Consider the following 25,982-nt stretch of genomic DNA (forward strand, 5'->3'; position numbering starts at 1 on the left):
GGTTCCTACGCCTCGGGGCGCTGCCCCGGACCCCGCCGCTCAATCGCCGCCGGGGCTGGACATGCGCGCCTCGCGTGGGTAGACGGCTTCCTGGGCCGCCTCCCGGGCCATCAGAAGGGCGCCGCGCAGCACCGCCGCGCCGCCCAGCTCACCGGCGCGGACCTCGGTCGGCAGCGGGGACATCGCGGCGACGCGGTCCGCCACCCGGTCCGCGAGCGCCGCGCCGCCCGCGCGGCCGACCTCGCCCGCGAGCACGACGCAGCCGGGGTCGAGGACGGCGACGACCGCCGCGGCGCCGAGCGCCACCCGGTCGGCCAGCGCGTCGAGGAAGGCCTCGTCCCCGGCCCGCACCACGTCGGCGGCCCGCTCCAGCGGCTCACCGGGGTCGACGAGTCCGTGCGCGGCGGCCAGGTCGAGGATCGCCGCGGACCCGGCCAGCGAGTGGAAACCGCCGTCGCAGCCGGACCGGGAGGGCAGCCCGGCGGTCCCCGGCACCGGCAGGAAGCCGACCTCACCGGTGCCGCCGGAGGCACCCCGTCGGAGCTTTCCGTCGAGGACGACCGCGGCGCCGATGCCGAGCCCGAGCCACAGCAGGACGAACGTGTCGCGGTCGCGGGCCGCGCCGTCGCGGCGCTCGGCGAGCGCGGCGAGGTTCGTCTCGTTCTCCACGAGGACCCGCGCGGGCAGCCGTTCCTGGAGGGCGGCGACCAGGCCGCGGTGCCACTCCGGCAGCCCGGAGGAGTCGCGCAGCTCGCCGGTCGCGGGGTCGATCAGGCCTGGTGCGCCGACGCCGACGGTGTGCAGCCGTTCGACGCCCGCCTCCTTCGCGGTGCGCTCGAGCGTCGTGACGGTGCGCTCGACGGCGGCGCCCGCCTCCTCCCCCGCCGCGACCGGTACGGACGCCTCGGCGAGCACGGTGCCCAGCAGGTCGGCGACGACGAGGCGGACGCCCCCGGTGCGTACGTCGAGCGCGGCGAGGTGGGCGCGGTCGGCGGCGATGCCGTACAGCCGGGCGTTGGGTCCGCGCCGCCGGGCACCCGCCTCGCCGACGACCTCGACGAGCCCCGCCTCGGTGAGCCGCTCGACGAGGTCGGCGACGGTGGGCCGGGAGAGGCCGGTGCGTTCCTTCAACTGCCCCGCGGTGAGCGGCCCTTCCTCCTGGAGGAGGCGCAGCGCGAGCCGGTCGTTGATGGCTCGGGCGGTTCTCGGGGATGCGGGCATGGCGGGATCCTACGCGGAAAACACTGGCATTATCAGGCAGGCTTCCTGATAGTTTACGGCGGCACGCAAGGGAGACTCGGGGAGGGCCCGCGGAATGCAGGAACCGACGTACGCACCAAGGGAGTTGCGGCGGGCGCGGTACGCCGTCGCCGCCGTCTTCTGCATCCACGGCTCGGTGACCGGGTCGTTCGCGACGCGCGTGCCGTGGATCCAGGAGCACGCGGGCGTGAGCGCGGGACAGCTGGGCCTCGCGCTCGCCTTCCCCGCGATCGGCGCCTCGCTCGCGATGCCGCTGGCCGGCACGGTCACCCACCGCTTCGGCGCCCGCGCGGGACTGCGCGGGCTGCTCGCGCTGTGGACGCTCGCCCTCGTCCTGCCCTCGCTCGCGCCGAATCTGCTCACACTGTGCGCGGCGCTCCTCGTCTACGGGGCGACGGCCGGCATGTCGGACGTGGCGATGAACGCGCTGGGCGTCGAGATCGAGACCCGGCTCGACAAGTCGATCATGTCGGGGCTGCACGGGCTGTGGAGCGTGGGCGCCCTGATCGGCTCGCTCGGCGGCACCCTCGCCGCGCACCTCGGCTCGGACGCGCGGCTGCACCACGTGCTCGCGGCGGCCGTCCTGACGGTGGCGGGCCTGATCGTCTGCCGCTGGGTCCTCGACGTACGCCCGACCGAGGAAGAGGAGGCGCCGCCGCGGTTCGCCCTGCCGCCCAAGTCGGCGGTGCTGATCGGGGCGGTCGGGTTCTGCGCGGTGTTCGCGGAGGGCGCGAGCCTGGACTGGTCTGCGGTGTACCTGCGGGACGTGCTCGGTACGTCGGCCGGGCTCGCGGCGGCGTGCACCACGGCGTTCACGCTCACGATGGCGGTGGCGCGGATCGCGGGCGACGCGGTGGTGGACCGGTTCGGCGCGGTGCGCACCGTGCGGCTGAGCGGGGTCGTGGCGACGGTCGGGGCGCTGCTCGTGGTGATCGCACCGAACCCGGGCGTCGCGATGGCCGGATTCGGTCTGGTCGGCCTCGGTATCGCGGTCGTGGTGCCGCTGTGCTTCGCGGCCGCCGGGCGCAGCGGCCCGAACCCGAGCCTGGCCATCGCGGGCGTCGCCACCATCACGTACACCTCGGGTCTCATCGCTCCGTCGGCGATCGGCACGATCGCCGACGCGACCAGCCTCGTGGTGTCGTTCGGCCTGGTCACGGCGCTCGCGTGCGGGCTCGTGGTGTTCGCGAAGGTGCTGCGCGGCGGCGACCGTACGCGGGCCGGGGCGACGGAGCCGAGCGGGACGCGGGCAGCGGACCACGCCTCGTAGGACCGTCGGGGCGGGGCCGGCTCGGTGCGAGTTCGCACGTGCGTCGCATTAGCATGAAGCGATCATTCCGAGCCGCACAGGCACCACCCACCTCACGGCCACCACAGAAGGCGGAAACTCTCATGGACCTCGGCGTGCGCTGGAAACTGCACGGCGGCGATGGGCGCACGCCGGCCCCCGGCGCGGTCGTCCGCCCCGACGAACGCCTGACCTGGCCGCGCACGGTCGGTCTCGGCGCGCAGCACGTGGTCGCGATGTTCGGGGCGTCGTTCGTGGCGCCCGTCCTCATGGGGCTCGACCCGAACCTCGCGATCATGATGTCCGGCGTCTCGACGATCATCTTCCTGCTCGCGACGCGCGGCCGGGTGCCCAGCTACCTGGGCTGTTCGCTCTCCTTCGTGGGGGTCGCGGCCGTCATCCGGGCGCAGGGCGGCACGAGCGCGACGGTCACGGGCGCGGTCTTCGTCGTGGGCGTCGCGCTGTTCCTGGTGGGGCTCGCGGTGCAGAAGTTCGGGGCGCGGATCATCCACGCGGCGATGCCGCCGGTGGTGACCGGCGCGGTCGTGATGCTGATCGGCTTCAACCTCGCCCCGGTCACGGCCTCCACGTACTGGCCGACCGATCAGTGGACGGCGCTGCTCGTCATGCTGTTCACCGGTTTGGCCGTGGTCTGCCTGCGCGGTTTCTGGTCCCGGATCGCGATCTTCCTCGGCCTGGTCTTCGGCTACGCGCTCTCCTGGGTCCTCGACAAGGTCTTCGGGCAGATCCACTCGCCGAACAGCGGCGGCAAGGCCGTCGACCACTGGCGGCTCGACCTGTCGGGCGTCGGCAAGGCGGACTGGTTCGGCCTGCCGACCTTCCACGCCCCCTCCTTCCAGTGGTCGGCGATCCTGGTCGCGCTCCCCGTCGTCATCGCGCTGATCGCGGAGAACGCGGGCCACGTCAAGGCCGTCGGCGAGATGACCGGCGACAACCTCGACGGCAAGCTCGGCACGGCGATCTCCGCGGACGGCGTCGGCTCGATGCTCTCCACGGCCGTCGGCGGCCCGCCCAACACCACGTACTCCGAGAACATCGGCGTCATGGCCGCGACCCGCGTCTACTCCACGGCGGCGTACTGGGCGGCGGCCGGATTCGCCCTCCTCTTCGGCCTCTGCCCGAAGTTCGGCGCGATCGTCGCGGCGATCCCGGGCGGCGTCCTCGGCGGCATCACCGTCATCCTCTACGGCATGATCGGCCTGCTCGGCGCGCAGATCTGGATCAACGCCAAGGTCGACCTCCGCAACCCCCTGAACCTGGTCCCCACCGCCGCGGGCATCATCATCGGCATCGGCGACGTCTCCCTGAAGTTCACCGACAACTTCTCCCTGAGCGGCATCGCCCTCGGCACCATCGTCGTGATCACCGGCTACCACGTCCTCCGCGCCCTGGCCCCGGCCCACCTCAAGACGCAGGAGCCCCTCCTGGACGAGGGGACGTCGTCGTACGACGAGTCCCCGTCGGAGCGGCAGTAGCGAGCTCGGACAGGGCGTCGGGCCGGTCGGCCCCCGCCCCCGCCGAGCCGCGCAGCAGCGCTGACAGATCGTGCGCCCCGGCCGGCTCGTCGATCGGCACGGCCTTCTTGATCCGGTCGAGCCGAAAGCCTCGCCCGGCCCGCCGGGAGCGGCACCACGCGATGAGATACCAGTGCCGCCCCGCGGTGAGCAGCCCGGCGGGCTCGACGTCGCGACGGCTCTCCTCACCGGCCGCATCGGTGTACGTGAGTCGGAGGACGAGCTGTTCCGCGAGCGACCGCTCCACCGCCGTGCGGACCGAGCCGTCATGGCTCGGCCGCAGGGCGACGATCCGCGCGGCGAGGTCCCTGGCCGCCTCCGAGCCCGGCCCCGTCAGTGTCGCGGCGATCTTCTGGGCGGCGGTCCGGGCCGCTCCCGCGTAGGGCGTGGCCTCGTCGACGGCTGCGAGCGCGGCGGTCACCGCGGATGCCTCGTCGGCGGTCAGCCGGATCGGCGGCAGCGTGGTCCGCGGGTCGATGGCCCAGCCACCGCCGCGCCCGGTCACCGCACGCACCGGAACCCCGCTGTGCATCAGGGCCTGGAGGTCGCGCTGCACCGTGCGGACGCTGACCTCGAACCGTGTGGCGAGCACGCCGACGGTCACCGCCCGCGGCGCCGCCGCGCGCAGCTCCTCGACGAGCGCGTAGAGCCGGGCAGTGCGGTTCATGCGGGAGACGGTAGCCGTTGCCGAACGGCGGCGGCCAAGTACGCCGCTTGTCGGTGCCGCTCGCGCTCGGCGATCGTCAGCGGGAACAGTGTGAAACCGTGCATCGCCCCGGCGACGACGCCGAGTTCCACCGGCGCCCGCCAGCGCGCGGCCAGGAACAGCGAGTCGTCCAGCAACGGGTCCTCGGTACCGACGACCATCCGGGCGGGCGGCAGTCCCGACAGGTCGGCGAAGAGCGGCGAGATCCGCGGGCTGCGCCGCTGTTCGGCCCCCAGTCCCGGTGTGAACCGCTCGTACGCACCGCGCAGCGACTCGGTGTCGCTGAGCAGCCGGCGGGCCCCGAACCTGCGCTGGCTCGGCGTCATCGACAGGTCGTAAGCCCCGAAGAGCAGATGAGCCGCCCGGAACGCCCCGGCTCCGCCGTCCTCGTCCCGCAGTCGCAGCAGTGTGAGGACACTGAGGTGGGCGCCGGCCGATTCACCTCCGATGAGAAGGCGCTCGCTGCCGAACTCAGCCGCCGCGTGCCGCACCAGCCAGCGGGCGGCGGCAGCGCAGTCGTCCGGCCCCGCGGGGAACGGGTGCTCGGGAGCGAGCCGATATCCGACGCTCACCACGGCGATCCGGGCCTCCTGCGCGAGCCCCCACAGCCGCTCGTCCTGCCCGTCCGCGGACCCGAAGGTCCAGCCTCCGCCGTGCAGATGGAGGAGCACGCCGTCGACGGCGTCCGGCACGAACACGCGGACCGGGACCCGGCCCGCCACGGTGCGGTCGCGGCCCTGCGGCAACCGCACGGGCGGGGTGCCGCCGCCGAGGCGATTGCGGCGCAGGCGGGCGAGCGCGGCCGCGTCGAGGGCCGGCCGGGGCGGCGCGGCGGCCTCGAACCGCTCGTTGAACTTCAGAGTTTCGGAGAGGCAGTCCTGATCCGTGATCGGCGTCATGGCACCAACCTCGCAGGGGCCCGCGACACCGTGGTGTCACCCTTTTCAGAAACATCTCCGGGGACTCCGGCGAACGGGCTCGCCTATCCCCATCGCTCGATGTCCGGGCCGGGCAGCCCGAGTTGGTCGAGGATCCGGGCGACCGTGTGGTCGACCAGGTCCTCGATGGTTTTCGGGTGCTGGTAGAAGGCGGGCATCGGGGGGACGATGCGGGCGCCCATGCGGGTGAGGGTGAGCATGTTGTCCAGGTGGATCTCGTGGAGCGGGGACTCGCGGGGGACGAGGACGAGGGGGTGGCGTTCCTTCAGGGTCACGTCCGCCGCCCTGCCGAGCAGGCCGTCCGCGTAGCCGGCCCTGATGCCCGCGAGGGTCTTCATGCTGCACGGAGCGATCACCATGCCGTCGGTGCGGAACGAGCCGGAGGAGACGGCCGCCGCCTGGTCGCCGGGGCGGTGCACGACGTCGGCGAGCTTCTGTACGTCGGCGACCGTGCGGTCCGTCTCGAGCTCGATGGTCGTACGGGCCCAGCGGGTCAGGATCAGGTGCGTCTCGACGTCGGGCAGCGCGCGCAGGGCCTCCAGGAGGCGGATGCCGTAGACGGCGCCCGTCGCGCCGGTCATCCCGACGACGAGCCTCACGGCGCGCCCCGGTCGAGGAGTTCACGGACGCGCGCGACGCGGGTGGGGTCCGTGCGGATGCGGACGGCGTCGAAGTGCGGGGCACGGGTGGCGTCGAGGGCCATGCGGGACGTCGTGCCGTCCGGGGTGGACGAGGGGTCGAGGGGGCTTCCGGGCAGCCCGTCGACAGTGAACAGGTCGGCGTGCGGCTGGAAATGGGTGGCCAGCGCCCACAGCACGTCCTCGTCGCGGGTGACGTCCACGTCCTCGTCGACCGCGACGACCGTCTTCAGGTACGGGTCCCAGCCCAGCAGCGCCAGCATGATCTGCCTCGCCTGTCCCGGGCGGGCCTGGCGCAGGGCGACGTACGCGTGGAGGTGCGTGCCCGACGTCGGGTAGTGCAGCGCCGTGACCTCGGGGAACCGGGACCTGAGCTGTTCCGCCATCTCCGACTCTCGCGGGATGCGGGCGAGGTTGAGGTGCTCGGCGCTGTTGCCGCCGACGACGTCGAAGAGGACCGCGTCGCGGCGGCGCAGCACGGTGTGCACGGTGAGGACGTTGTTCGTGGAACGGTCGGACGAGTAGCCGGAGAACTCTCCGAAGGGGCCCTCGGGCGCGGTGCGGGCCGGGTCGATGACGCCTTCGAGGACGAGTTCGGCGGCGGCGGGGACGCGGATGCCGTGGCGTGGCGTGCGGACGACGTCGAGGGGTGCGCCCAACAGGCCGCCCGCCAGGGTGCGTTCGTCGACGTCGGGGCCGACGCGGGCGGAGGCGGCGAGCTGGAAGAGGGGGTGGGCGCCGACGACCATGGCGACGGGCAGCGGTTCGCCGCGCTCCTCGGCGAGGCGGAGCAGCTGCCACAGGTGGCCGCGGGAGTGGAGGCTGGTGGCGAGTTCGGTGCGGCTGTGGACGAGGGCGCGGTGGTAGCTCAGGTTTCCGGAGCGCCCCGGGGTGTCCGGCGGTGCCTCCGCCGTGATGACGCCGCTGGTGATGTACGGGCCGCGGTCCGAGTCGAAGTGCTTGAGCAACGGGAGCGTGGTCAGGTCCACGTCCGGGCCCTCGGCGACCGTGTCGAGTACGGGTCCTGTCGGGACGACGCGGGGTTCGGTGCGGCGGGCGGCGGCGCGCTGGTACGCGTGGTGCAGGCCGGCCGGGTCGGTGCCGAGGAGGCGGGCGACGCGGGTGCGGTCGGCGAAGAGATTCGTGACGAGGGGCGTGCCGTCGAGGCCTGCGACGTGCGAGCAGACCAGGAGTTCGGCGCGGCCTCGGGCGGCGAGTTCGGCGACGAGGGCGGCGACGTCCTCGCCGTCGAGTTTGTCGTCGACGGTGAGGATGTCCTCGGGGTGGGCGGCGCGGTAGACGTCGAGGAAGTGGTGCAGGTCCTGGTGGTGGACGAGGCGGCTCCGGTCCTCAGTGGCTGTCACAGCAGACTCCCGCGGGTACGGCGCCGGTGAACAGGTCGCCCCACGCGGGTGCTTCGACGCCCGTGCCGAGCAGATCGAGGCCGGTACGGACGGCGACCCGGGCGCCGTCGTGCACGGGCTTGCCCAATTCGCGTTCCACCATGGCGGCGACGGGGGCGACCGGGAGTTCCGTGCCGGCCACCACCAGGCATTCGGCGTCCACGGAATCGGCGTCCAGGAGGATGCGGCGGACCTTCGACATGGGGAGTTCGGCGGCCTCGCGCGGGGTGGCCAGGTCGAGGGCCGTGAGGGACGCGATGCGGAGGCCCGCGGCGAGGCAGGTGTCGGCGAGGCGGCCGGCCTGCTGCTCGGAGCCGGCGGTGATCAGGGCGATGGAGTGGGTGGCGGAACGGGCCAGGAGGTCGAGTTGGCCGAGGGTGACGGTGGAGGCGCGGACGCCGGCGGTGCGTTCGATGAGGCGGGCGACGGTGCGGGCGTGGGCGGCGCCGTCCAGTCCGGCGGACGTGCCGTGCCACACGATGGCGTCGGCGCCGGCCTGGGCCAACTGTTCGGCGCCGCGCTCCAGTTCCGCGGTGTGGGTGGGCGGGAGGGCCGGGCCGTACTGGAATTCCGGGAGCAGGGCGCGGGCGGTCGGGTGGGCGATGTCCACCTGAACGGGGGCGCAGATCTGGGTGGTCCAGCGGTCGGCGCCGAGGGAGGTGGCGGGGAGGAGGTGACCGATACGTTGCATTTCTTTACGGGTCCTGTCTGTTTCGGTGGGGCGGGGTTGGGGTGGGGTGGGTCGTGGTGGTGGTCGGTGGGGCGGGTCGTGGTTTCGGACGGCGTTGCGCCGCGGCGGGGGCCGGGTTGACGCCTGTGGTGACCGTTGCGCGGCAACGGGCTCCTGGTGGCTGCGCCGTTCCCCCCGGGGCCGCACCGGGTCCCGTCCCGGCCGCACGCGTCACGTCACGCGAACGCCGCGCCTCCCGCGGCACCGCCAGCCCGGCGACTCCCCGTGGCCCGCCTATCTCCCACCCACCCGCCCCCTCCAGGGGCTTCGGCCCCCGTGGGCGACGGACGTGCCCTTGCGCCGCACCGTTCCACTGAGCCGCACCGGGGCCGGGGCCCCACTCGACCGTTCCCGCCGCGCGGCGCCGCGGCTCATACCCGTGGCCGAAGCCTCCCGCCGATTGCGCGGAACCGGGGGCCGCCTTGCCCACCCTGCCGCCCTGGGCGGCAGACTGCCCAAGGCGGTGGCGGTCGACCGTCACGGGCTGGGAGCCGTTCCGGCGGCTGCTTGCCCGAGGCGGGTGCGGCCCGTTCACACGGCGTCCGACGCGGGAACGACCGCACCAGTTGCGGTTCCCCGTGGGGCCTACACCCCTGAAGGGGGGCGGGTGGGGCAGATCGAGCCCCTGCGGCGATTGAGCAGCGGGGGCCGGGGCGGAGCCCCGAGGCGTAGGGACGGGTGGGTTATGCGAGCGGGGGCGGGTGGAGCCCCGTGGGAACGCCGCGGGCGCGGCCCCGCCGCAGGCCGAACCGCCCCCGCCCACCCCCACGTCACCTCACGCCCGCGCCACCCGATCCAGCGACGCATACGTGTCCGTGAGCCGCAGCTGCGCCTCCTCCTGGTTCCGCGGCGGCGGCGTCGGCTTCAGGCCGAGGAGCTTGGCCATGTTGTTGCCGAGGTACCCCTCCAGGTCCTCCTCGGAGAGGTTCATGCCCTGCGGCGGCGGCCCGCACAGCACCTCCAACTCCCGCGCCCACATGCCCGGTTCGTTCGGCGGCGAGTCCGTCCCGAACACCAGCTGGTGCTTCTCCATCTGCTGCGCGAACTCCACGATCCGCGACTGGAGCAGCCACCCGGACTCCCCGTACACGTTCGGAGAGTCGAGGATCATGTAGAGCGCCTCGAAGCAGTACACGCCGCCGGTCTGCACCCCGAAGTGCGCGAGGATGAAGTTGACGTTGGTGAACTCCCGGATGATCGGGTAGAACTGCGTCGGGATCGAGTACGGCCCGTCCCCGGTGTGGATGAGGACGACGACACCCAGTTCGTCGCAGACGCGCAGCACGGGCCGCAGCCAGTCGAGCGCCCGGTCGGGCCGGTAAGCGTGCATGTTGGCATGCAGCTTGAGCATCTTGTAGCCGTACTCCTTGACGTGGAACTCCAGCTCCTTCGCCCCGTTCTCGGGCCCGAAGCGCGGGTTGTACATGAAGTTCCCGATGAACCGGTCGGGGTACGTGGTGACCAGTTCGGTGATGTACGACATGTAGTCGCGGATGCCCTCGCGCCCGGTGCGCATCCCGTCCTGCCAGACGGAGTTGCCGGGCGGCGGCATGATGCAGCCGTAGTCGATGCGGCGCGGCTTGCCGTTGATCATGTACGGGCCGTCCATCATCTCCAGCGTGCGCTCGCCCGTGAACGGGGAGCCGTCGTGCCGCCACGCCTGGTCGACGATGTTGGTCGGGTGCATATGGGTGTCGATGATCAAGGTGATGCTTCCTTCCCAGCTGGTTCCAACCGTGTTCGTTCACTGGTGGACCGTTTGGGGACCCAGGGCAGGGCCCGCCTCACCTCCCTTCCGTCTCGGCGGCGATGTCCTCGGGCCGCACCGGCACCCTCGCCAGCTCCAGGCCGGTCGCGGCACGCAGCGCGTTCGCGATCGCCGGAGTCGAGGACAGAGTGGGCGGCTCGCCGACGCCGTTGAGGCCGTACGGCGAGTCCGGGTGCGGAAGTTCGAGTAGGTCGATCGGCACGTGCGGCATGTCGGCGATGGTGGGGATCAAGTAGTCGGTGAACGACGGATTGCGCACCCGCCCGTCCTCGACCCGCAGCTCCTCCATCACGGCGAGGCCCAGGCCCTGCGCGCTGCCGCCCTCGATCTGGCCCTCCACGGCGAGCGGGTTCATGGCCCGGCCGACGTCCTGCGCGGTGGCCAGTTCCACCACCTTCACGAGCCCGAGCTCCGTGTCGACGTCCACGACCGCCCGGTGCGCGGCGAACGCGAACGCGATGTGGGCGTCGCCCTGCCCCCGTTCGTCGTCGATGGGGAACGTGCGGCGGTGCGCGTACTCGTACTCCGCCTCCAACGGGCCGTATTCAGCGAGCAGTTCGGGCAGCGCCCTGCGGTCGCCCAGTTCCGCGATCCGTTCGCGCAGCGCCTTGCACGCGCCCTGCACCGCTCCCCCGCTCATCCAGGTGATGCGCGAGGCGGACGACGAGCCCGCGTCCCCGACGGACGTATCGGCGGGGAGCACCACCACACGCTCGACGCCCAGCTCCGTCCGGGCGATCTGGGTCTGGACGGTGACGATGCCCTGGCCGCACTCGGCGGCGGCGGTGTGCACCTCGGCGACGGGTTCGCCGCCGTTCAGGACGAGCCGTACGCGGGCGACGGAGCGGTCGTCGACGCCGCCCGAGAAGCCGATGGCCTTGACCCCGATGGCGTATCCGACGCCGCGCCGCACGCCTTCCCCGCGGCTGGTGTTGTTGAGGCCGCCCGGTTTCCCGAACGGTCCTTCGCCCGCCTCGGGCAGCGGTCGCGCCCGCAGGCGTTCCAGGAGTTCCGCCGCCGGCGCCGGGCCGTCCACCGCCTGTCCGGTCGGCAGCACCGTCCCGGTCGTCATGGCGTTCCTGATCCTCAACTCGACCGGTTCCATGTCGAGTTCGCGCGCGAGTTTGTCGAGGTTCGACTCGACGCCGTAGCAGGACTGGACGGCGCCGAAGCCGCGCATCGCGCCGCAGGGCGGGTTGTTGGTGAAGACGGAAAAGCCGTCGATCTCGGCGTGCGGCACGTCGTAGGCTCCGGCCGCGAAGTACGAGCCGTTGGCGATGACGACCTGCGAGGTGGATGTGTAGGCGCCGCCGTCGAAGAGCAGCCGCGCCCGTACGAACACGATGCGTCCTTCGCGCGTCGCCCCGTGCTCGAACCACATGCGCGCCGGGTGGCGGTGCACGTGTCCGTAGAAGGACTCCTCGCGGTTGTAGCTCATCTTGACCGGGCGGCCGGTGCGCAGCGCGAGCATCGCCGCGTGGATCTGCACGGACACGTCCTCGCGCCCGCCGAAGGCACCGCCCACGCCGGAGAGCGTGAGCCGTACCTTCTCGGGCGGCAGGCCGAGTGCGGCGCACATCTGGTGCTGGTCGTCGTGGAGCCACTGCGTGGAGACGTAGACGTCGACTCCGCCGTCGTCGGCCGGGATCGCGAGGCCCGACTCGGGGCCGAGGAAGGCCTGGTCCTGCATGCCGACCTCGTACGTGCCGCTGACGATCACGTCGGCCTCCGCGCGGGCCGCCGCGACGTCGCCGTGCCGGATGCGGACGTGCCGCACGACGTTGCCGCGCTTGCCGTCGACGCGCTCGGCGTGGACGAGCGGGCCCGTGCCCCGTACGGCCTCCTCGGGGTCGGTGAGCGCGGGCAGTTCCTCGTACGCGATGTCGATCAGCGCGAGCGCCCTACGGGCCGTCTCGGGGTGATCGGCGGCCACGAGGGCGACCGGTTCACCCTGGTAGCGGACGCGGTCGGCGGCGAGTACGGGCTGGTCGGAGACCTTCATGCCGTACGTCGACCGTCCGGGTACGTCGTCGTGGGTGAGCACCGCCACCACTCCGGGCAGCCGCAGCGCCGCGGTCGTGTCGAGCCGGACGATGCGGGCGCTGGGGTGCGGGGAGCGCAGGGTGGCGCCCCACACCATGCCCTCGGCCCGCAGGTCGGACGAGTAGGCGAAGTCGCCCTTGACCTTGAGTCGGCCGTCGGGGCGTGTGCTGCTGGCGCCGACGCCGTCACGGACAGCGGTGGCGGGGCCGGTTGCGGTGCTCACGGTCGTTCACTTCCCTTCTGGCTTGCGCTGAACGGGAGTTGATCGTGCGAACGAGCTGCTGTGGCGCTAGTCGACGGGGCGTACGCGGCCGGGCTCCGCGGATTCCGAGGGGCCCGGAGCGACCGCCTGGGAGAGGCGGATGCGGAGCTTGCGGATGTGGTCGCGGGCCGCGAGGTCGGCGGCGTCCGGGTCGCCGGAGGTCATCGCCTCGAAGATCCGGCGGTGCTCGGCGACGGCGAGCCGCGGCGCTTCCTGGCCGCGCCACAGCTGGTGCAGGGCGAGGTGGGCGCGGCCCTGGATGGTGTCGAGGGCCGCGGTGAGATGGGGGTTGCCGGCCACTTCGCGGATCATCCGGTGGTAGGCCATGTCCATCTCGATGTGCGTGCGCTCGTCGACTCCGGTGCCGACCTCACGCTCGTGCCGCTCCAGGAGGTCGCGGAGTTCGGCGAGCCGGGAGGCGTCGAGGCGCTCGGTGGCGAGGCGGGCGGCGAGTCCCTCCATGACCTCGCGGACGACGTACAGCTGGCGCACGTCGTGGACGTCGACGGTGGCGACCACGGCGCCCTTGTGCGGGACGTGCGTGGCGAGTCCGTCGTGGATGAGGCGCTGCACGGCCTCGCGCACCGGGCTGCGGCTGATGCTCAGCTGCGCGGCGAGGGCGGGCACGGAGAGGGCGTCGCCGGGGCGCAGCCGGTTCGCGAGGACGGCGCCCTTCAGCTCCTCGTACGCCCGGTCGGCCAGGAGGCTGCCGGCCGCGACCGGATTGACCGCACGTTCTGCGCTCATCTCAACTCCCCCTCAGCTCTTGCCCGTTGAGGAAACATGTTGCATGTAATGTTCGGGCCCGTCAATGGATCCGGCGTCCTTCGCGTCCTTCGACCGGTCTCCTCGCCGCCTCCCGAAGGGGATGCGCAGGTGGTGGAAGAACAGGTTGAGGAGGACGGCGGTGAGCGTGCCGAGGATGATGCCGCTCTCGAACAGCGCGTGCAGCTGCCGTCCGGGCATCTGCTCGGCGAACTGCGGGAACGCGGTCGGCAGGAACCCGACGCCGACGCTCGCGGCGACGAGGATGGTGTTGCGCTGGTCGGTCAGGTCGGCCTGGAAGAGGATCTGCACTCCGACGACGGCGATGGTGGAGAACAGCACGATGGTGGCGCCGCCGAGGACGGAGGCCGGCATCGCGGCGACGATCGCGCCGACCTTCGGGACGAGCCCGAGCACCATCATGATCACGCCGGACGAGGCGACGATCCAGCGGGACTTCACCCTGGTCAGCCGAATGAGGCCGATGTTCTGCGAGTACACCGTGCTGGGGAAGGAGTTGAAGACTCCGGCGACCGCGGTGGCCAGGCCGTCGGCCCGCAGGGCGCGGGTGACGTGTTTGCCCTCGACCTTCCGGTCCACGATCTCGCCGACGGCGAAGAACTGCCCGATGGACTCGACAGCGATGATGACCATGACGAGGACGATCGAGAGCACCGCGACGACGTCGAACCTCGGCGCCCCGTAGTGCAGCGGCGCCGCCGTCCCCACCCACGGGGTGGACGCGATGCCCGAGAAGTCGGCGAATCCGGCGATCGCGGCGACGACCGTGCCCACGAACAGGCCGACGAGGACCGCCACGGTCGCGAGGAAGCCCCGAGACAGCTTGTGCAGGAGCAGGATGACGACGAGCGTGACGGCGGCGAGCCCCAGGTGCGCGGGCGAGCCGAACGAGCCGCGGCTGGGGTCTCCCCCGCCCACCTGCCGCGCGGCGACGGCGAGCAGCGTGATCCCGACGATGGTCACGATGGTGCCGGTGACCAGCGGCGGGAAGAAGCGCACCAGCTTGCTGAAGACGGGCGCGACGACGAAGAGGGCGAGCCCCGCCGCGATCACCGCCCCGAACACGGTCGGCAGTCCCGCCTCGGCCCCGCCCGCGGCGAGCCCCACGGACACCAGCGAGGGCACGGCGGTGGTGGACGTGCCCTGCACCACCGGCAGCCGGATGCCGATGCCCGGCAGGCCCGCGGACTGGAGCAGGGTGGCGAGGCCGCAGGTGAGCAGTGAGGCGTTGACGAGCAGGGCGATGTCCTCGCCCTTCATGCCGATGCCCTCGGCGACGAGCAGCGGCATCACGACGGCGCCCGCGTAGAAGGCGAGCACGTGCTGGAATCCGTAGACGACGAGGCGCCACACGGCGGGCACGGAGTCGACGGCGTCCTTGCGCGGCGCCCCGGAGGCCTCCGCTTCCGCCGTCCCGCCCTGAACTTCCTTCTCGGACATGTGCGTTGCTCCCTCCACCCGGCGCTGCGGGTGTTGTCTCGTTGCGCATGTACCGGGGCCGTGGACGGACGGCCGTGACCTGTGGCTTTCAGGTGTTCCAGGGGGTGGTGAGCGGAGCGAGTCCGGCCCGGTGGACGAGGCGTTCGGCCCGTTCCTGGGCCTCGGCCATGAGCGCCTGCTCGTCGACGAGGGTGCAGCGGCCGTCCTCGACGACGACGCGCCCGCCGACGACGGTGGTCTCGACGTCGCCGCCGCGCGCGGAGTACACGAGCGCGGCGACCGTGCGGTGCAGCGGGCGCAGATGGGGCCGGTCGAGGTCGACCACGACGAGGTCGGCGGGGGCGCCGGGCGCGAGCACGCCCGCGCCGGATCCGACGTAGCGGCCGCCTTCCCTGGTGGCGAGTTCCAGGGCCTCCTCGCAGCGGGCGACCGCCGGGTCGAGGGTGTCGAGGCGCTGCGCGAACAGGGTCTGCTTCATGACCTCGAACATGTCCTGGCGGTGCCCGGCGCTGGGCCCGTCGGTGCCGAGCGACACGACGGCCCCGGCCTCGCGGAGCCGGCGCAGCGGCATCACTCCGGAGGCGAGGTACGCGTTGGAGGCCGGGTTGTGGGCGACGCGGGCGCCGTGTTCGCCGACGGCCTTGACCTCGGCGTCGTCGAGCCAGACGGCGTGCGCGAGGGTGGCGCGCTCGTCGAGCAGCCCCTCCGCGGCGAGCCAGCTCACGGGCCTGACGCCGTACGCGTCGAGGTAGCTCGCCGGGTCCTTGGCGCCCTCGCTGCAGTGGGTGTGCCAGCGGGCGCCGAAGGCGTGGGCCAGCTCGGCGGCGCCGCGTATCAGGTCCTGGTCGCCGTAGCTGAGGTTGAGCGGGGCGGGCCAGATCTCGACGGCGGAGCCGGGCGGCCTGCGGCGCATGCAGTCGCGGGTGATGTCGAGTTCCTCGGCGACGGAGTACCGGAAGAGGGCGTCGGGCAGTCCGCGGGCCGCGGCGACGGCGGTCTTGTGGCCGACCATGCCGCGGGCGACGACGCCCCGCAGACCGGTCGACTCGATGGCGTCGGCCACCGAGAGAACCGTTTCCGCGTCGGTCGGCGCGTAGTGGTTGTCGACGACCGTGGTGATGCCCGAGCGCAGCGCCTCCACCGCGCCGAGCGTCGCCGCGACCCGGGCGTCCTCGGGGTCGACGGCGATGGAGTACGGCCACATGAACGCGCAGAGCCACGGCCAGATCGACTGCCCCTCGCCGAGCCCCCTGGCCAGCGCCTGGAACAGATGGCTGTGGCCGTCGACGAACCCCGGAAGCACCGCCCGGCCCCGGCAGTCCAGCACCCGCGCTGCCCGCCACCCGGCCTCGATCTCCGCCGCGGAGCCGACGGCCACGATCCGGTCGCCCGACACGGCGACGGCGCCGGGTTCGTACACGTTCCTCGTGTCGTCGACGGTGACCACGTGGCCACCGGTGAGGAGAAGGTCGCATTCGCGTGGGTCGCGCTGCCGCACGGATTCCATCGAGCCTCCAGGGTCCAGGGATCTCGGGCATCGGCCATGTTTCACATTGCATGCAACATATTCCGGCCACTGGAAGTGTCAACCCCTCATGTACGTACGGGACTTACGGGAGCGGGAGCGCGAGCCGTCGGCTCAGTCCGCCAGTTCGTACGCGTAGTCCGCCGTGAACGTGCCCGGTTCGCCCTTGCAGCCGTCCGACTCGCCGGGCAGCTTCACCCACAGGTACGCGTCGATCCGCGGCTCCCCGGTGCGCAGCGTCGGGGCCTGCCCCAGCTTGCGGCCGTCCGGATCGCACCACTCGCCGTCGGCCGGGGCGCCGTTGCCGTTGCGGCTGGTGTCGATCACGGCGCCGAGGCCGCTCGGCCCGCCCAGCGCGGCGAGCACCTTGCGGGCGTACGCGATCTCGTCCGACGTCCGGTAGAAGTTGGAGACGTTGGTGAACACGCCGTCGGACGACGCTGCCGCTCCCGCTCCGGCGGCGCGCAGCCGGGCGGCCTGGGTGCCGGGCGGGTTCCAGGCGGAGTGCCCGGCGTCGTAGTAGACGCGGGCGCGCGGGTTCGCGGCCTTCAGGGTGCGGCCCGCGCGTGCCAACGCCGCGTAGCGGTCGGCCTGTTGCCCCTTGGACAGGCACTCCGTCTGGGAGAGCGCGTCGGGCTCCAGGATCACGATGACCTCGCGGGTGCCGAGCCCGCGCGCGAACCGCTCGATCCAGCCGCCGTACGCGTCGAGGTCGGGCGCCCCGCCGTCGGAGCGGCCTCCGCAGTCCCGCTCCGGGATCGCGTACGGGACGAGCACCGGCACCTGTCCCGCGCGCGCGCCCGCCGAGGTGACGGCGCGCACCCGGGCGGTGATCGTGGCGGGCGCGTAGTCGGCGAACCAGACGGCTGCGGGGCGGTTCGCTATCCGGGACTCGATGAGGGGGCGGCGCGGGTCGGAGCGGTTGGCGCGCACCCAGTCGAGGACCTGGGAGTCGCCGTAGCGGTAGAGCCCGCTCGCGGCGGGCGACTTGGGCGCCGGTTTCGGTGCGCGGGTGGTGCGGCGGGGCGAGGGCTTCGCGCTCTTCGACGGGGACGGCGACGCGCGGGACGGCGTGGGTGTCGGCACGGCGGGCAGCGGGCGCAGGCTCGGGGTCGCGCTCGCGGTCGGGCGGGCCGCCTCGGTGCCGCCCGCGCCGTCGTCGAGCGCGGAGACGAGTCCCGCCACGGTGCCGACGGCGACCACGGTGGAGGCCGCCGCGGCGAGCGCGCCGCGCACGGTCCTGCGTCTGCGTTCGGTCCGCCGCTCGGCCAGTCGCCGCGCACGTGAGCCCGACACCGCACCCCTCCCCCTCCTGGTCCGCCGTTCCCTCGTTCTGGGGAAGCCCCCGGCCCGCCGACGTCCGCGCAAGGCTACGGCTGAGACGCTGCGTCCATGGCGCAGTTGGAGCGGTTCGCACAGGCCCGGGTCCCCGCTCACGGGGTCGACATCGTGATCGCGAGAATGCGCGCGCTCGGCGCGGATCTGCCGCCGCGGGACGGTGTGGCCGTCTTCAACCGGGTCTATCTGTCCGTCACGGAGGCGGTCGGCAGGGCCGTCGCGCAGGGCCCCGCGGGCGGCTTTCCGGACGCGGCGGCCGCGGTCACGCTGGACGTCCGGTTCGCGGAGCGGTATCTCGTGGCGGTCGACGCGGCGGCGCACGGCGCGCGCCCGCCCGCCTGCTGGCGGCCGCTGTTCCAGTTCCGGCGGCATCCCGGCGTACGTCCGTTGCAGTTCGCGCTCGCGGGCGTCAATGCGCACATCGGGCACGATCTGGCGCTCGCCGTCGTGGACGCGTGTCGCACGCTCGACTGCGCACCGGATGCCCTGGAGGACGAGTTCGAGCGCGTGGGCGACCTCCTCGTGACGCTGGAGGAGCGGATCCGCGAAGAGCTGATGCCGGGCCCCGATCTGCTCCAGGTCGCCGATCCGCTGACGCATCTGCTGGGCTCGTGGAGCCTGGAGCGGGCCCGTGACGGGGCGTGGGGCGCGGCCCGCGCGCTGTGGGCGCTGCGCGAACTGCCGTCCGTGGCGGCCGAGTTCACGCACCGCCTCGACACGTCGGTGGGTCTGGTGGGCCGGATGCTGCTGACCCCGCTGCCCGACTGAGCCCCCGACCTGCCCGTCCGGCACGCCGGGAACACCCGTGCCGCGTCCGGACGTTGACAGTCGGACACGCGCTGTCGAGCGAAGGAGCACGAGCATGGCGAAGACGACCCGACTCGGCCTCGGACTGCCCCAGATGCGCCAGTACGACATCGGCAGGGACGTCCCGGACGTGGCGCGCGCGGCGGAGGCGGTGGGCTACGACAGCCTGTGGGTGTTCGAGCGGGTCCTGTTCCCCGAGCCCGCGACCCAGGGTCTGTACGGGATTCCGGGCCTGCCGTGGCCCGACCAGTACCGCTCGGTCGCCGATCCGCTGGTCACCCTCGCGCTCGCGGCGTCGGCCACGTCGCGGGCCCGGCTCGGCACGAGCGTGCTGGTGGCGCCGCTGCACATCCCCTTCCAGCTGGCCCGCTCCCTGGCCTCGCTCGACGCGGCGAGCGGGGGCCGCGTCGTCGCGGGGGTCGGCACGGGCTGGTCGCACGACGAGTACGCGGCGGCGGGCGTGGCGCCGTTCGAGCGGCGCGGCAAGGTGCTCGACGAGCTGATCGACGTGTGCCGCGCGGTGTGGGGCCCCGACCCGGTGTCGTACGAGGGGGAGCTGACGACGATCGCGCCGTCGGTGGTCGGGCCCAAGCCGGCCGGGCCGCTGCCGATCCTGCTTCCGGCCAACAGCCCGAAGGCCGCCCGCCGGCTGGTCGACAGGGCGGACGGCTGGATGCCTGCGGCGATGGGCGCGGAGAACCTGAAGCAGCAGTGGGCCGATCTCCAGGCGCTCGCCGAGGAGCGTGGGCGTACGGCTCCGCTCCAGACGGTGCTGCGGGCCAACACCGTCCACACCCGCGAGCCGTACACGGGCGACGACCGCCGCCCGTTCCAGGGCAGCGTCGACCAGATCGTCGAGGACCTGGTGGCGCACGACGAGGTGGGCCTCGACGAGATCCTGATCGAACTCCAGGGCCAGGCCCGCGACGCCCAGGAACTCAAGGACGTCGCGGCCGAGCTGTACGAGAAGGCGCGGGCGGCCGGGGTGTAGACCCCGGAGAGCCCTCAGTCCTCCGGGAGTTCCACCGGCGCGATCTCATCGAACACGTCGCCGGGGCCGGGGTTGGAGGCGTCCGTGCCGCCCCCGAGGTGGTGCATGACGCCCCACACGGCGTTGAGCGCGGTCTGCACGGCGCCCTCGGCCCATCCGGCGGTCCACGAGATGTCGTCGCCTGCGAGGAAGATGCCGCGCCGGTCCTCGGGCAGCGTCTCCTGCATGAAGTGCGTGAACAGGCGGCGCTGGTAGCGGTAGTGGCCGGGCAGGTTCGCCTTGAACGCGCCCATGAAGTACGGCTCGTTCTCCCAGGACACGGTCACCGGGTTGCCGATGATGTGCTTGCGGATGTCGACCTTGGGATAGATCTCGCCGAGCGACTTCAGCATCACTTCGAGGCGCTCGTTCGCGGACAGCGGCAGCCACTTGAGGCTGTCGTCGCACCACGTGTAGGAGAGGCAGATGGTGGCGGGCTTGTCCGGCCCGTCGTCCAGGAGGTAGGTGCCGCGGGTCATCCGGTCGGTGAGCGTCATCGACATGACGTCACGGCCGGTCGGATTTCCCCTGTCGTCGACGGCCTTGTCCAGCCAGAACGGCCGGTCGACCGGCACGAACAGCTTGCTGGACTCCATGTAGTGCGTGCGCTCGATCGCCGTCCAGTGGTCGATCGGGAACAGCTCGTCGTCGCAGTCGACCTTGGACAGCAGCATCCACGACTGCGCGGTGAAGATCGCCGCCTTGTACGTGCGGATGTCGCCGTCGGCGTCCGTGACGGTGATGTGGTTGCCCGCGGTGCGGGACAGCCGGGTCACGGCGGGGCGCGGCGTGCCGTCGGCGTGCAGGGAGGACAGCGAGGTGCCGGGCGCCCAGTGCACGATCTTCTGCGGCTCGCGCTCCCACAGGCGCAGCGGCAGCTGCTGGGAGCCGCCGACGATGCCGCGGTGGTGGTCGTCGGCCTCGGTGTAGACGACGCGCAGGATCTCCAGGATGGAGTTGGGGAAGTCGGTGTCCCAGCCGCCGGTGCCGAAGCCGACCTGGCCGAAGATCTCGCGGTGCCGGAAGGACTTGAAGGCCTCTGACTCGCAGAGGAAGCCGTAGAACGTCTGGTTGTCGAGCTTCTCGACGAGCTTGGACCAGATCTCGCGGATGCGCGGCACGTCGCGCTCGCGCATCGCCTGGTTCATGTCGGAGAAGTCGGCGCCCTCGTCGAGGCACTTGTTCCAGGCGTCGGCGACGTCCCGGTAGACCTGCGGAAGGTCGGCGAGCGTCTCCGCGTAGTGGGACTCGCCCTTGAGGTCGACGACGGTGGAGGGCGTAGCCTCGGAGAGCGGGTTCGGGAAGGCCTTCGTCTCCAGGCCGACCATGTCGATGTAGTGCTGGAGCGCCGTGGAGGACGGCGGGAAGCGCATCGCGCCCATCTCGGCGGTGAGGTCGGAGGCCCCGGCGGGGGTGCCCTCGAAGCCGACCGTGCGCAGCCGGCCGCCGATCTGGTCGGCCTCGTACACGACGGGCTTGAGGCCCATCTTCATCAGCTCGTACGCGGCGACGATGCCGGACAGGCCGCCGCCGATGATCGCCACCTCGGTGCCGTGCTCGGTCGCGGGTATCTGACCGAGGCCCGCCGGGTGGGCGAGGAAGTCGTCGTACGCGTACGGGAAGTCCGGCCCGAACATGGTGATGGGCGGCTGGCCCTCGGTGTGCTGGGCTGCGGTGGGCACCGTGGACGTCATGGGGTGCGGACTCCTTGCGGGGTGCTGAAGTGCTGGGCAGGAAGCGGGAGTTGAGGCGGGGCCGGGGGCGGGGCCTCAGGAGGTGAGCGGGCCGTACAGCGCCGGGCGGCGGTCGCTCAGATAGGGGTTGGCCGCACGGGAGGCGGCGAGGAAGTCGGGGTCGGCGTCGGCGAACACCAGCTCCTCGGCCCGGCCCGCGCGGGCCCTGGCGACCCCGTCGGGGCCCGCGAGCGTGGAGAGCCCGACGAACTCGAACTCGCTTTCGGCGCCGACCCGGTTGACGTACGCGACGTACATCTGGTTCTCGAAGGCGCGCACCGGGACGACCGATTCGGCGACGAACTGGAAGGGGTGCATCTGCGCGGTCGGCACGAGCAGCAGGTCGGTGCCGGCGAGGGCGTGCGCCCGTACGTTCTCCGGGAACTCGACGTCGTAGCAGATCATCAGGCCGACCCGCAGACCGTTCACCTCGGCCTGCACGACCGGCTGGTCGCCCGGCGTGAACTGCTCGCGCTCGAAGCAGCCGAAGAGGTGGGTCTTGCGGTAGTTCGCGAGGCGCGTGCCGTCGGCTGAGATCAGCTGTACGGAGTTGTGGACCGTGTCGCCGTCCCGCTCGGGGTAGCCGTAGGCGACGGCGAGGCCGTGCCGGTGGGCGATCTCGGCGATCGCGTCGGCGGCGTCCCCGTCGGCGGGCTCGGCGAGCCGGGCGACGTCGTCCCCGATGGCGTACCCGGTGAGGAACAGCTCCGAGGTCACGAGGATCCCGGCGCCCGCGGCGGCGGCCCGGCCCGCGGCGGCGTCGAGAACCTTCAGGTTCGCGGCGGTCGAGCCGAGGTGTCCTGAGCTCTGGAGCAGGGCGGTGCGCATGGGTGTCCTCAACCGGTACGGGTGGGTTCGGGGGTCACCTAGAAGTTACGGTCGGCCGCCACCCGTGGACAAGAAGCACCTGTTGCATGCTGGCGAGCTGTTCGTTGCGCGATTCTCGGCTCCCGCGGCGATTCGTTGCGCGGGGCCCGCGGGGCCCGTTACGTGGGCGAACCGGACGTGAAGCGGCGCATCAGCGGCGACAGGACGAGCACCGACTTCGTGCGCTCGACGAAGGGCTCCCCCGCGATCCGCTCCAGGACCCGCTCGAAGTGCCGCATGTCGGAGGCGAAGACCTGGACGATCGCGTCCGCCTCACCGGTGACGGTGGAGGCGGACGCGACCTCGGGATAACGCTCCAGGCCCCGCCGGATCGCCTCCGGCGAGGTGTTGGAGCGGCAGTACATCTCGATGAACCCCTCGGTCTCCCAGCCGAGCGCGGCCGGGTCGACCCGCACCGTGAAGCCGGTGATCGCGCCGGTGGCCCGCAGCCGGTCCACGCGCCGCTTCACGGCGGGCGCGGAGAGGCCGACCATCTGTCCGATGTCCGCGTAGGAGCGGCGGGCGTCCTCGGCGAGGGCGTGCACGATGCGTTCGTCGAGATCGTTCAGCAAGGCAGGTGTGTCACTTCTGGGCTGCGGGTTCGGCGAGACGGGAGCGGCGCATCCCGTAACAGAAGTAGAACACGAGACCGACGGCCATCCAGACACCGAAGACGATCCAGGTGATCGCGGACAAGCTGCCCATCATCCACACGCAGAACCCGAATCCGGCGATCGGCAGGATCGGCGAGAGCGGCACCCGGAACGTGCGCTTCATGTCGGGGCGCGTCCTGCGCAGCACGATCACGGCGATGTTGACCAGGGCGAACGCGAAGAGCGTGCCGATGCTGGTGGCGTCGGCGAGCTGGCCGAGCGGGATCGCCGCGGCGAGGACACCGCAGAAGAGGGACACGATGATCGTGTTGGCGCGCGGTGCGCCGGTCTTCGGGTGGACCTTGGCGAAGACCTTGGGGACGAGGCCGTCGCGGGACATCGCGAACAGCACGCGGGTCTGGCCGTAGAGGACGGTGAGCACGACGGACGCGATGGCGATGACGGCGCCGGCGGCCAGGACCGTGCCCCAGAAGGGCTGCCCGGTGACGTCCTTCATGATCGCGGCGAGGGTCGCCTCGGAGTCGGTGAAGCCGGTCCACTTGCGGGCACCGACGGCGACGGCGGCCACGAGGACGTAGAGCGCGGTGACGATGATCAGCGACAGCATGATGGCGCGGGGCAGGTCGCGCTGCGGGTTCTTGGCCTCCTCACCGGCGGTGGAGGCGGCGTCGAAGCCGATGTACGAGAAGAAGAGCGTGGCACCGGCGGCACTGACGCCCGCCATGCCGAGCGGCATGAAGTTCTCGTAGTTGCCGGACTTGAAGCCCATGAAGCCGATGACGCAGAAGAGCAGCAGCGCCGCGATCTTCACGGCGACCATGATGGTGTTGGCACGCGCCGACTCCTTGGCGCCGCCGAGCAGGAACACCATGGCGAGCAGGACGACGATGAGCGCCGGCAGGTTGAAGATGCCGCCGTCGCCGGGCGGCGCGGACAGGGCCGCCGGGATGGTGACGCCTATCGTCCCGTCGAGCAGCTCGTTGAGGTACTCGCCCCAGCCGACGGCCACGGCGGCGACCGAGACGCCGTACTCGAGGACCAGGCACCAGCCGCAGACCCAGGCGAGAAGTTCGCCCATCGTTGCGTACGCATACGAGTAGGAGGAGCCGGCGACCGGGATGGTGCCGGCCAGCTCGGCGTACGAGAGCGCCGAGAAGAGCGCGGTGAGACCGGCGATCACGAAGGACAGCGTGACGGCGGGACCGGCCTTCGGGACGGCCTCGCCGAGCACCACGAAGATGCCGGTGCCGAGCGTGGCACCGATGCTGATCATGGTCAGCTGCCAGAGCCCGAGGGAGCGCCGCAGCGAGCCGCCCTCGCCCTGGCCGCCCTCCGCGACCAGCAGGTCCACCGGTTTGCGCCGCATGAGGCGGGCACCGAACCCCGCGGGCGCGGGGTCGGCTTGCGGGGTGCGCGGGGGTGCGCCGTGGTCGAGCACGGGCTGGCTCCTTGATCGCTGCCGGGTGGGGTTGACCGCAGCGAGGGGGACGCGGCGGAGCACACCCGAAAACGGGTCCCGCCGAGCAGGCCGAACCCCCGCCACGCAACGTACAGCGGATGACTTTAGAGGAGTTCTCTTCTCAGGTGTAATGCAGCAACCTTGCGCAGTCGCGCATGATCGTTGCGCTACATTCCGCGAGGTGAACGATCATTGCGCGCGACGTTTGGTTCATTGCGCGCGAATGGTCCGGAAACGACAAAACCCCGCGCCCCTCCGGAGAGGGACGCGGGGTCTCGAAGCGGTGGCGCGGGAGGGGTCAGCTCCAGCTGGCGTGCAGCGGCTTGCCCTCGGCGTAGCCGGCGGCGGACTGGATGCCGACGGTGGCGCGCTCCTCGAACTCGGCGAGCGAGTTGGCGCCCGCGTAGGTGCAGGACGAGCGGACGCCCGCGATGATCGAGTCGATCAGGTCCTCGACGCCGGGACGCTGCGGGTCGAGGAACATCCGCGAGGTGGAGATGCCCTCCTCGAAGAGCGCCTTGCGGGCGCGGTCGTACGCGGACTCCTCGCTCGTCCGGTTCTTCACGGCGCGCGCGGAGGCCATGCCGAAGGACTCCTTGTACGCGCGGCCCTGGGCGTCGTGCTGCAGGTCGCCCGGCGACTCGTACGTCCCGGCGAACCAGGACCCGATCATCACGTTCGACGCACCGGCGGCCAGCGCCATGGCGACGTCGCGCGGGTGCCGGACGCCACCGTCGGCCCACACGTGCTTGCCGTACTTCTTGGCCTCGGCGGCGCACTCCAGGACGGCGGAGAACTGCGGGCGGCCGACGCCGGTCATCATGCGCGTGGTGCACATGGCGCCGGGACCGACACCGACCTTGATGATGTCGGCGCCCGCCTCGATCAGATCCTTCACGCCCTCCGCGGCCACGATGTTGCCCGCCACGATCGGCACCTGCGGGTCGAGCGCCCGGACGGCCTTGATCGCGGAGATCATCGACTCCTGGTGGCCGTGCGCGGTGTCCACGACGAGCGTGTCGACACCGGCGTCGAGCAGCTGCTTGGCCTTGCCCGCGACGTCGCCGTTGATGCCGACGGCGGCGGCGATGCGCAGCTTGCCGTTCGCGTCGGTGGCCGGGGTGTAGAGCGTGGCGCGCAGGGCGCCGGTACGCGTCAGGATGCCCGCCAGCTTGCCGTCCTTGTCCACGGCCGGGGCGTAGCGGCGGTTGGCGCCGTCCAGCTTGTTGAAGGCGTCGCGCGGGTCGATGTCCGCGTCGAGCAGCAGCAGGTCCTTCGACATGACCTCGGAGAGCTGCGTGAAGCGGTCGACGCCGGTCAGGTCCTGGTCGGTGACGACGCCGACGGGCCGCTGCTCGCCGTCGACGACGACACCGGCGTTGTGCGCGCGCTTGTTGAGCAGCGCGAGGGCGTCCGCGACGGTCTGGCTCGGGGCGAGCACGATCGGGGTGTCGAGCACGAGGTGGCGGGTCTTCACCCACGAGATGACCTCGGTGACGACCTCGATCGGGATGTCCTGCGGAATGACGACGAGCCCGCCACGACGGGCGACGGTCTCGGCCATCCGACGCCCGGCGATCGCGGTCATGTTGGCGACGACCAGCGGGATCGTGGTGCCCGTACCGTCCGGCGACGACAGGTCCACGGCCTGCCGGGAGCCGACGGCGCTCCGGCTCGGCACCATGAAGACGTCGTCGTACGTCAGGTCGTACGCGGGCTTGATGTCATTGAGGAAACGCACGTGCGGACATCCCAGTCGGTAGAAGGGGGCCCCAGAAGTCTGCTCCCGGGGCACAAAGCACGTACTTCATT

At 72.2% G+C, this 25,982-nt stretch carries 21 protein-coding genes; 4 read left to right on the forward strand and 17 right to left on the reverse strand.

The features are described from left to right. Nucleotides 1–39: 39 nt before the first annotated feature. Complete coding sequence (locus ACTWJ8_RS08790) at nt 40–1,221, reverse strand: ROK family transcriptional regulator (protein ID WP_356385554.1); 1,182 nt, start codon at nt 1,219–1,221, stop codon at nt 40–42. 94 nt (nt 1,222–1,315) lie between these two features. Here ACTWJ8_RS08790 and ACTWJ8_RS08795 point away from each other — a divergent pair, with 94 nt between their 5' ends. Both ACTWJ8_RS08795 and ACTWJ8_RS08800 read left to right on the forward strand, forming a co-directional pair. Beyond that, nucleotides 1,316–2,530, forward strand: a complete 1,215-nt coding sequence (locus ACTWJ8_RS08795; protein WP_443263513.1) for an MFS transporter — start codon at nt 1,316–1,318, stop codon at nt 2,528–2,530. Nucleotides 2,531–2,652: 122 nt separating this feature from the next. Continuing rightward, entirely contained in the window at nt 2,653–4,044 is a 1,392-nt protein-coding gene (locus ACTWJ8_RS08800) for a uracil-xanthine permease family protein (RefSeq protein ID WP_443263514.1), read from the forward strand. Here the strand turns inward: ACTWJ8_RS08800 and ACTWJ8_RS08805 are convergent. The 11 genes from ACTWJ8_RS08805 to ACTWJ8_RS08855 all read right to left on the reverse strand — a co-directional run bounded on the left by ACTWJ8_RS08805 (nt 3,974) and on the right by ACTWJ8_RS08855 (nt 17,558). After that, nucleotides 3,974–4,750, reverse strand: coding sequence for a helix-turn-helix transcriptional regulator (locus tag ACTWJ8_RS08805; protein ID WP_443263515.1), 777 nt, complete (start codon nt 4,748–4,750; stop codon nt 3,974–3,976). The genes ACTWJ8_RS08800 and ACTWJ8_RS08805 overlap by 71 nt on opposite strands. After that, nucleotides 4,747–5,688 carry an alpha/beta hydrolase gene (locus ACTWJ8_RS08810; RefSeq protein ID WP_443263516.1) on the reverse strand — a complete coding sequence of 314 codons (942 nt, stop codon included), beginning with the start codon at nt 5,686–5,688 and terminating at the stop codon, nt 4,747–4,749. Before ACTWJ8_RS08810 ends, ACTWJ8_RS08805 begins: the two co-directional genes overlap by 4 nt. Before the next feature lie 83 nt (nt 5,689–5,771). Then, entirely contained in the window at nt 5,772–6,326 is a 555-nt protein-coding gene (locus ACTWJ8_RS08815; protein WP_443263517.1) for a UbiX family flavin prenyltransferase, read from the reverse strand. Continuing rightward, complete coding sequence (locus ACTWJ8_RS08820; RefSeq protein ID WP_356385566.1) at nt 6,323–7,729, reverse strand: UbiD family decarboxylase; 1,407 nt, start codon at nt 7,727–7,729, stop codon at nt 6,323–6,325. Before ACTWJ8_RS08820 ends, ACTWJ8_RS08815 begins: the two co-directional genes overlap by 4 nt. After that, entirely contained in the window at nt 7,716–8,459 is a 744-nt protein-coding gene (locus ACTWJ8_RS08825; RefSeq protein ID WP_443263518.1) for a hypothetical protein, read from the reverse strand. The genes ACTWJ8_RS08820 and ACTWJ8_RS08825 overlap by 14 nt, the downstream gene beginning before the upstream one ends. A gap of 814 nt (nt 8,460–9,273) precedes the next feature. Beyond that, on the reverse strand, nt 9,274–10,203 hold the full coding sequence (locus ACTWJ8_RS08830) for an amidohydrolase family protein (RefSeq protein ID WP_356385572.1): 930 nt from the start codon (nt 10,201–10,203) through the stop codon (nt 9,274–9,276). 79 nt (nt 10,204–10,282) lie between these two features. Then, a complete protein-coding gene (locus ACTWJ8_RS08835) occupies nt 10,283–12,532 on the reverse strand; it encodes a molybdopterin cofactor-binding domain-containing protein (RefSeq protein WP_443263519.1) in 2,250 nt (749 codons plus the stop codon). A gap of 66 nt (nt 12,533–12,598) precedes the next feature. After that, nucleotides 12,599–13,318 carry a GntR family transcriptional regulator gene (locus ACTWJ8_RS08840; protein ID WP_356385580.1) on the reverse strand — a complete coding sequence of 240 codons (720 nt, stop codon included), beginning with the start codon at nt 13,316–13,318 and terminating at the stop codon, nt 12,599–12,601. A gap of 12 nt (nt 13,319–13,330) precedes the next feature. Continuing rightward, nucleotides 13,331–14,797, reverse strand: a complete 1,467-nt coding sequence (locus ACTWJ8_RS08845) for a nucleobase:cation symporter-2 family protein (protein WP_443263520.1) — start codon at nt 14,795–14,797, stop codon at nt 13,331–13,333. 88 nt (nt 14,798–14,885) lie between these two features. Continuing rightward, nucleotides 14,886–16,304, reverse strand: coding sequence for an amidohydrolase family protein (locus tag ACTWJ8_RS08850; protein ID WP_443263521.1), 1,419 nt, complete (start codon nt 16,302–16,304; stop codon nt 14,886–14,888). A 132-nt stretch (nt 16,305–16,436) separates the two neighbouring features. Further along, nucleotides 16,437–17,558 carry a glycoside hydrolase family 6 protein gene (locus ACTWJ8_RS08855; RefSeq protein WP_443264848.1) on the reverse strand — a complete coding sequence of 374 codons (1,122 nt, stop codon included), beginning with the start codon at nt 17,556–17,558 and terminating at the stop codon, nt 16,437–16,439. A 156-nt stretch (nt 17,559–17,714) separates the two neighbouring features. Here ACTWJ8_RS08855 and ACTWJ8_RS08860 point away from each other — a divergent pair, with 156 nt between their 5' ends. Together ACTWJ8_RS08860 and ACTWJ8_RS08865 are read left to right on the forward strand one after the other, a co-directional pair. After that, entirely contained in the window at nt 17,715–18,428 is a 714-nt protein-coding gene (locus ACTWJ8_RS08860) for a DUF5995 family protein (RefSeq protein WP_443263522.1), read from the forward strand. A 94-nt stretch (nt 18,429–18,522) separates the two neighbouring features. Further along, nucleotides 18,523–19,458 carry an LLM class F420-dependent oxidoreductase gene (locus tag ACTWJ8_RS08865; protein WP_356385591.1) on the forward strand — a complete coding sequence of 312 codons (936 nt, stop codon included), beginning with the start codon at nt 18,523–18,525 and terminating at the stop codon, nt 19,456–19,458. A gap of 14 nt (nt 19,459–19,472) precedes the next feature. Here the strand turns inward: ACTWJ8_RS08865 and ACTWJ8_RS08870 are convergent, their stop codons facing one another. The 5 genes from ACTWJ8_RS08870 to ACTWJ8_RS08890 form a co-directional block, all read right to left on the reverse strand. Next, nucleotides 19,473–21,191: a flavin monoamine oxidase family protein gene (locus ACTWJ8_RS08870; protein WP_443263523.1), complete on the reverse strand. Its 1,719-nt coding sequence runs from the start codon at nt 21,189–21,191 to the stop codon at nt 19,473–19,475. Nucleotides 21,192–21,266: 75 nt separating this feature from the next. Further along, nucleotides 21,267–22,058 carry a carbon-nitrogen hydrolase family protein gene (locus tag ACTWJ8_RS08875; protein WP_443263524.1) on the reverse strand — a complete coding sequence of 264 codons (792 nt, stop codon included), beginning with the start codon at nt 22,056–22,058 and terminating at the stop codon, nt 21,267–21,269. 158 nt (nt 22,059–22,216) lie between these two features. Continuing rightward, nucleotides 22,217–22,669, reverse strand: a complete 453-nt coding sequence (locus ACTWJ8_RS08880; protein ID WP_356385600.1) for an Lrp/AsnC family transcriptional regulator — start codon at nt 22,667–22,669, stop codon at nt 22,217–22,219. A 10-nt stretch (nt 22,670–22,679) separates the two neighbouring features. Continuing rightward, nucleotides 22,680–24,149, reverse strand: a complete 1,470-nt coding sequence (locus ACTWJ8_RS08885; protein ID WP_356385603.1) for an amino acid permease — start codon at nt 24,147–24,149, stop codon at nt 22,680–22,682. A gap of 319 nt (nt 24,150–24,468) precedes the next feature. Beyond that, nucleotides 24,469–25,911, reverse strand: a complete 1,443-nt coding sequence (locus ACTWJ8_RS08890; RefSeq protein ID WP_356385606.1) for a GuaB1 family IMP dehydrogenase-related protein — start codon at nt 25,909–25,911, stop codon at nt 24,469–24,471. Nucleotides 25,912–25,982: the final 71 nt, after the last annotated feature.

This window comes from Streptomyces sp. SDT5-1 (assembly GCF_052245995.1).
In the GTDB taxonomy this organism is placed as follows: Bacteria; Actinomycetota; Actinomycetes; order Streptomycetales; family Streptomycetaceae; genus Streptomyces.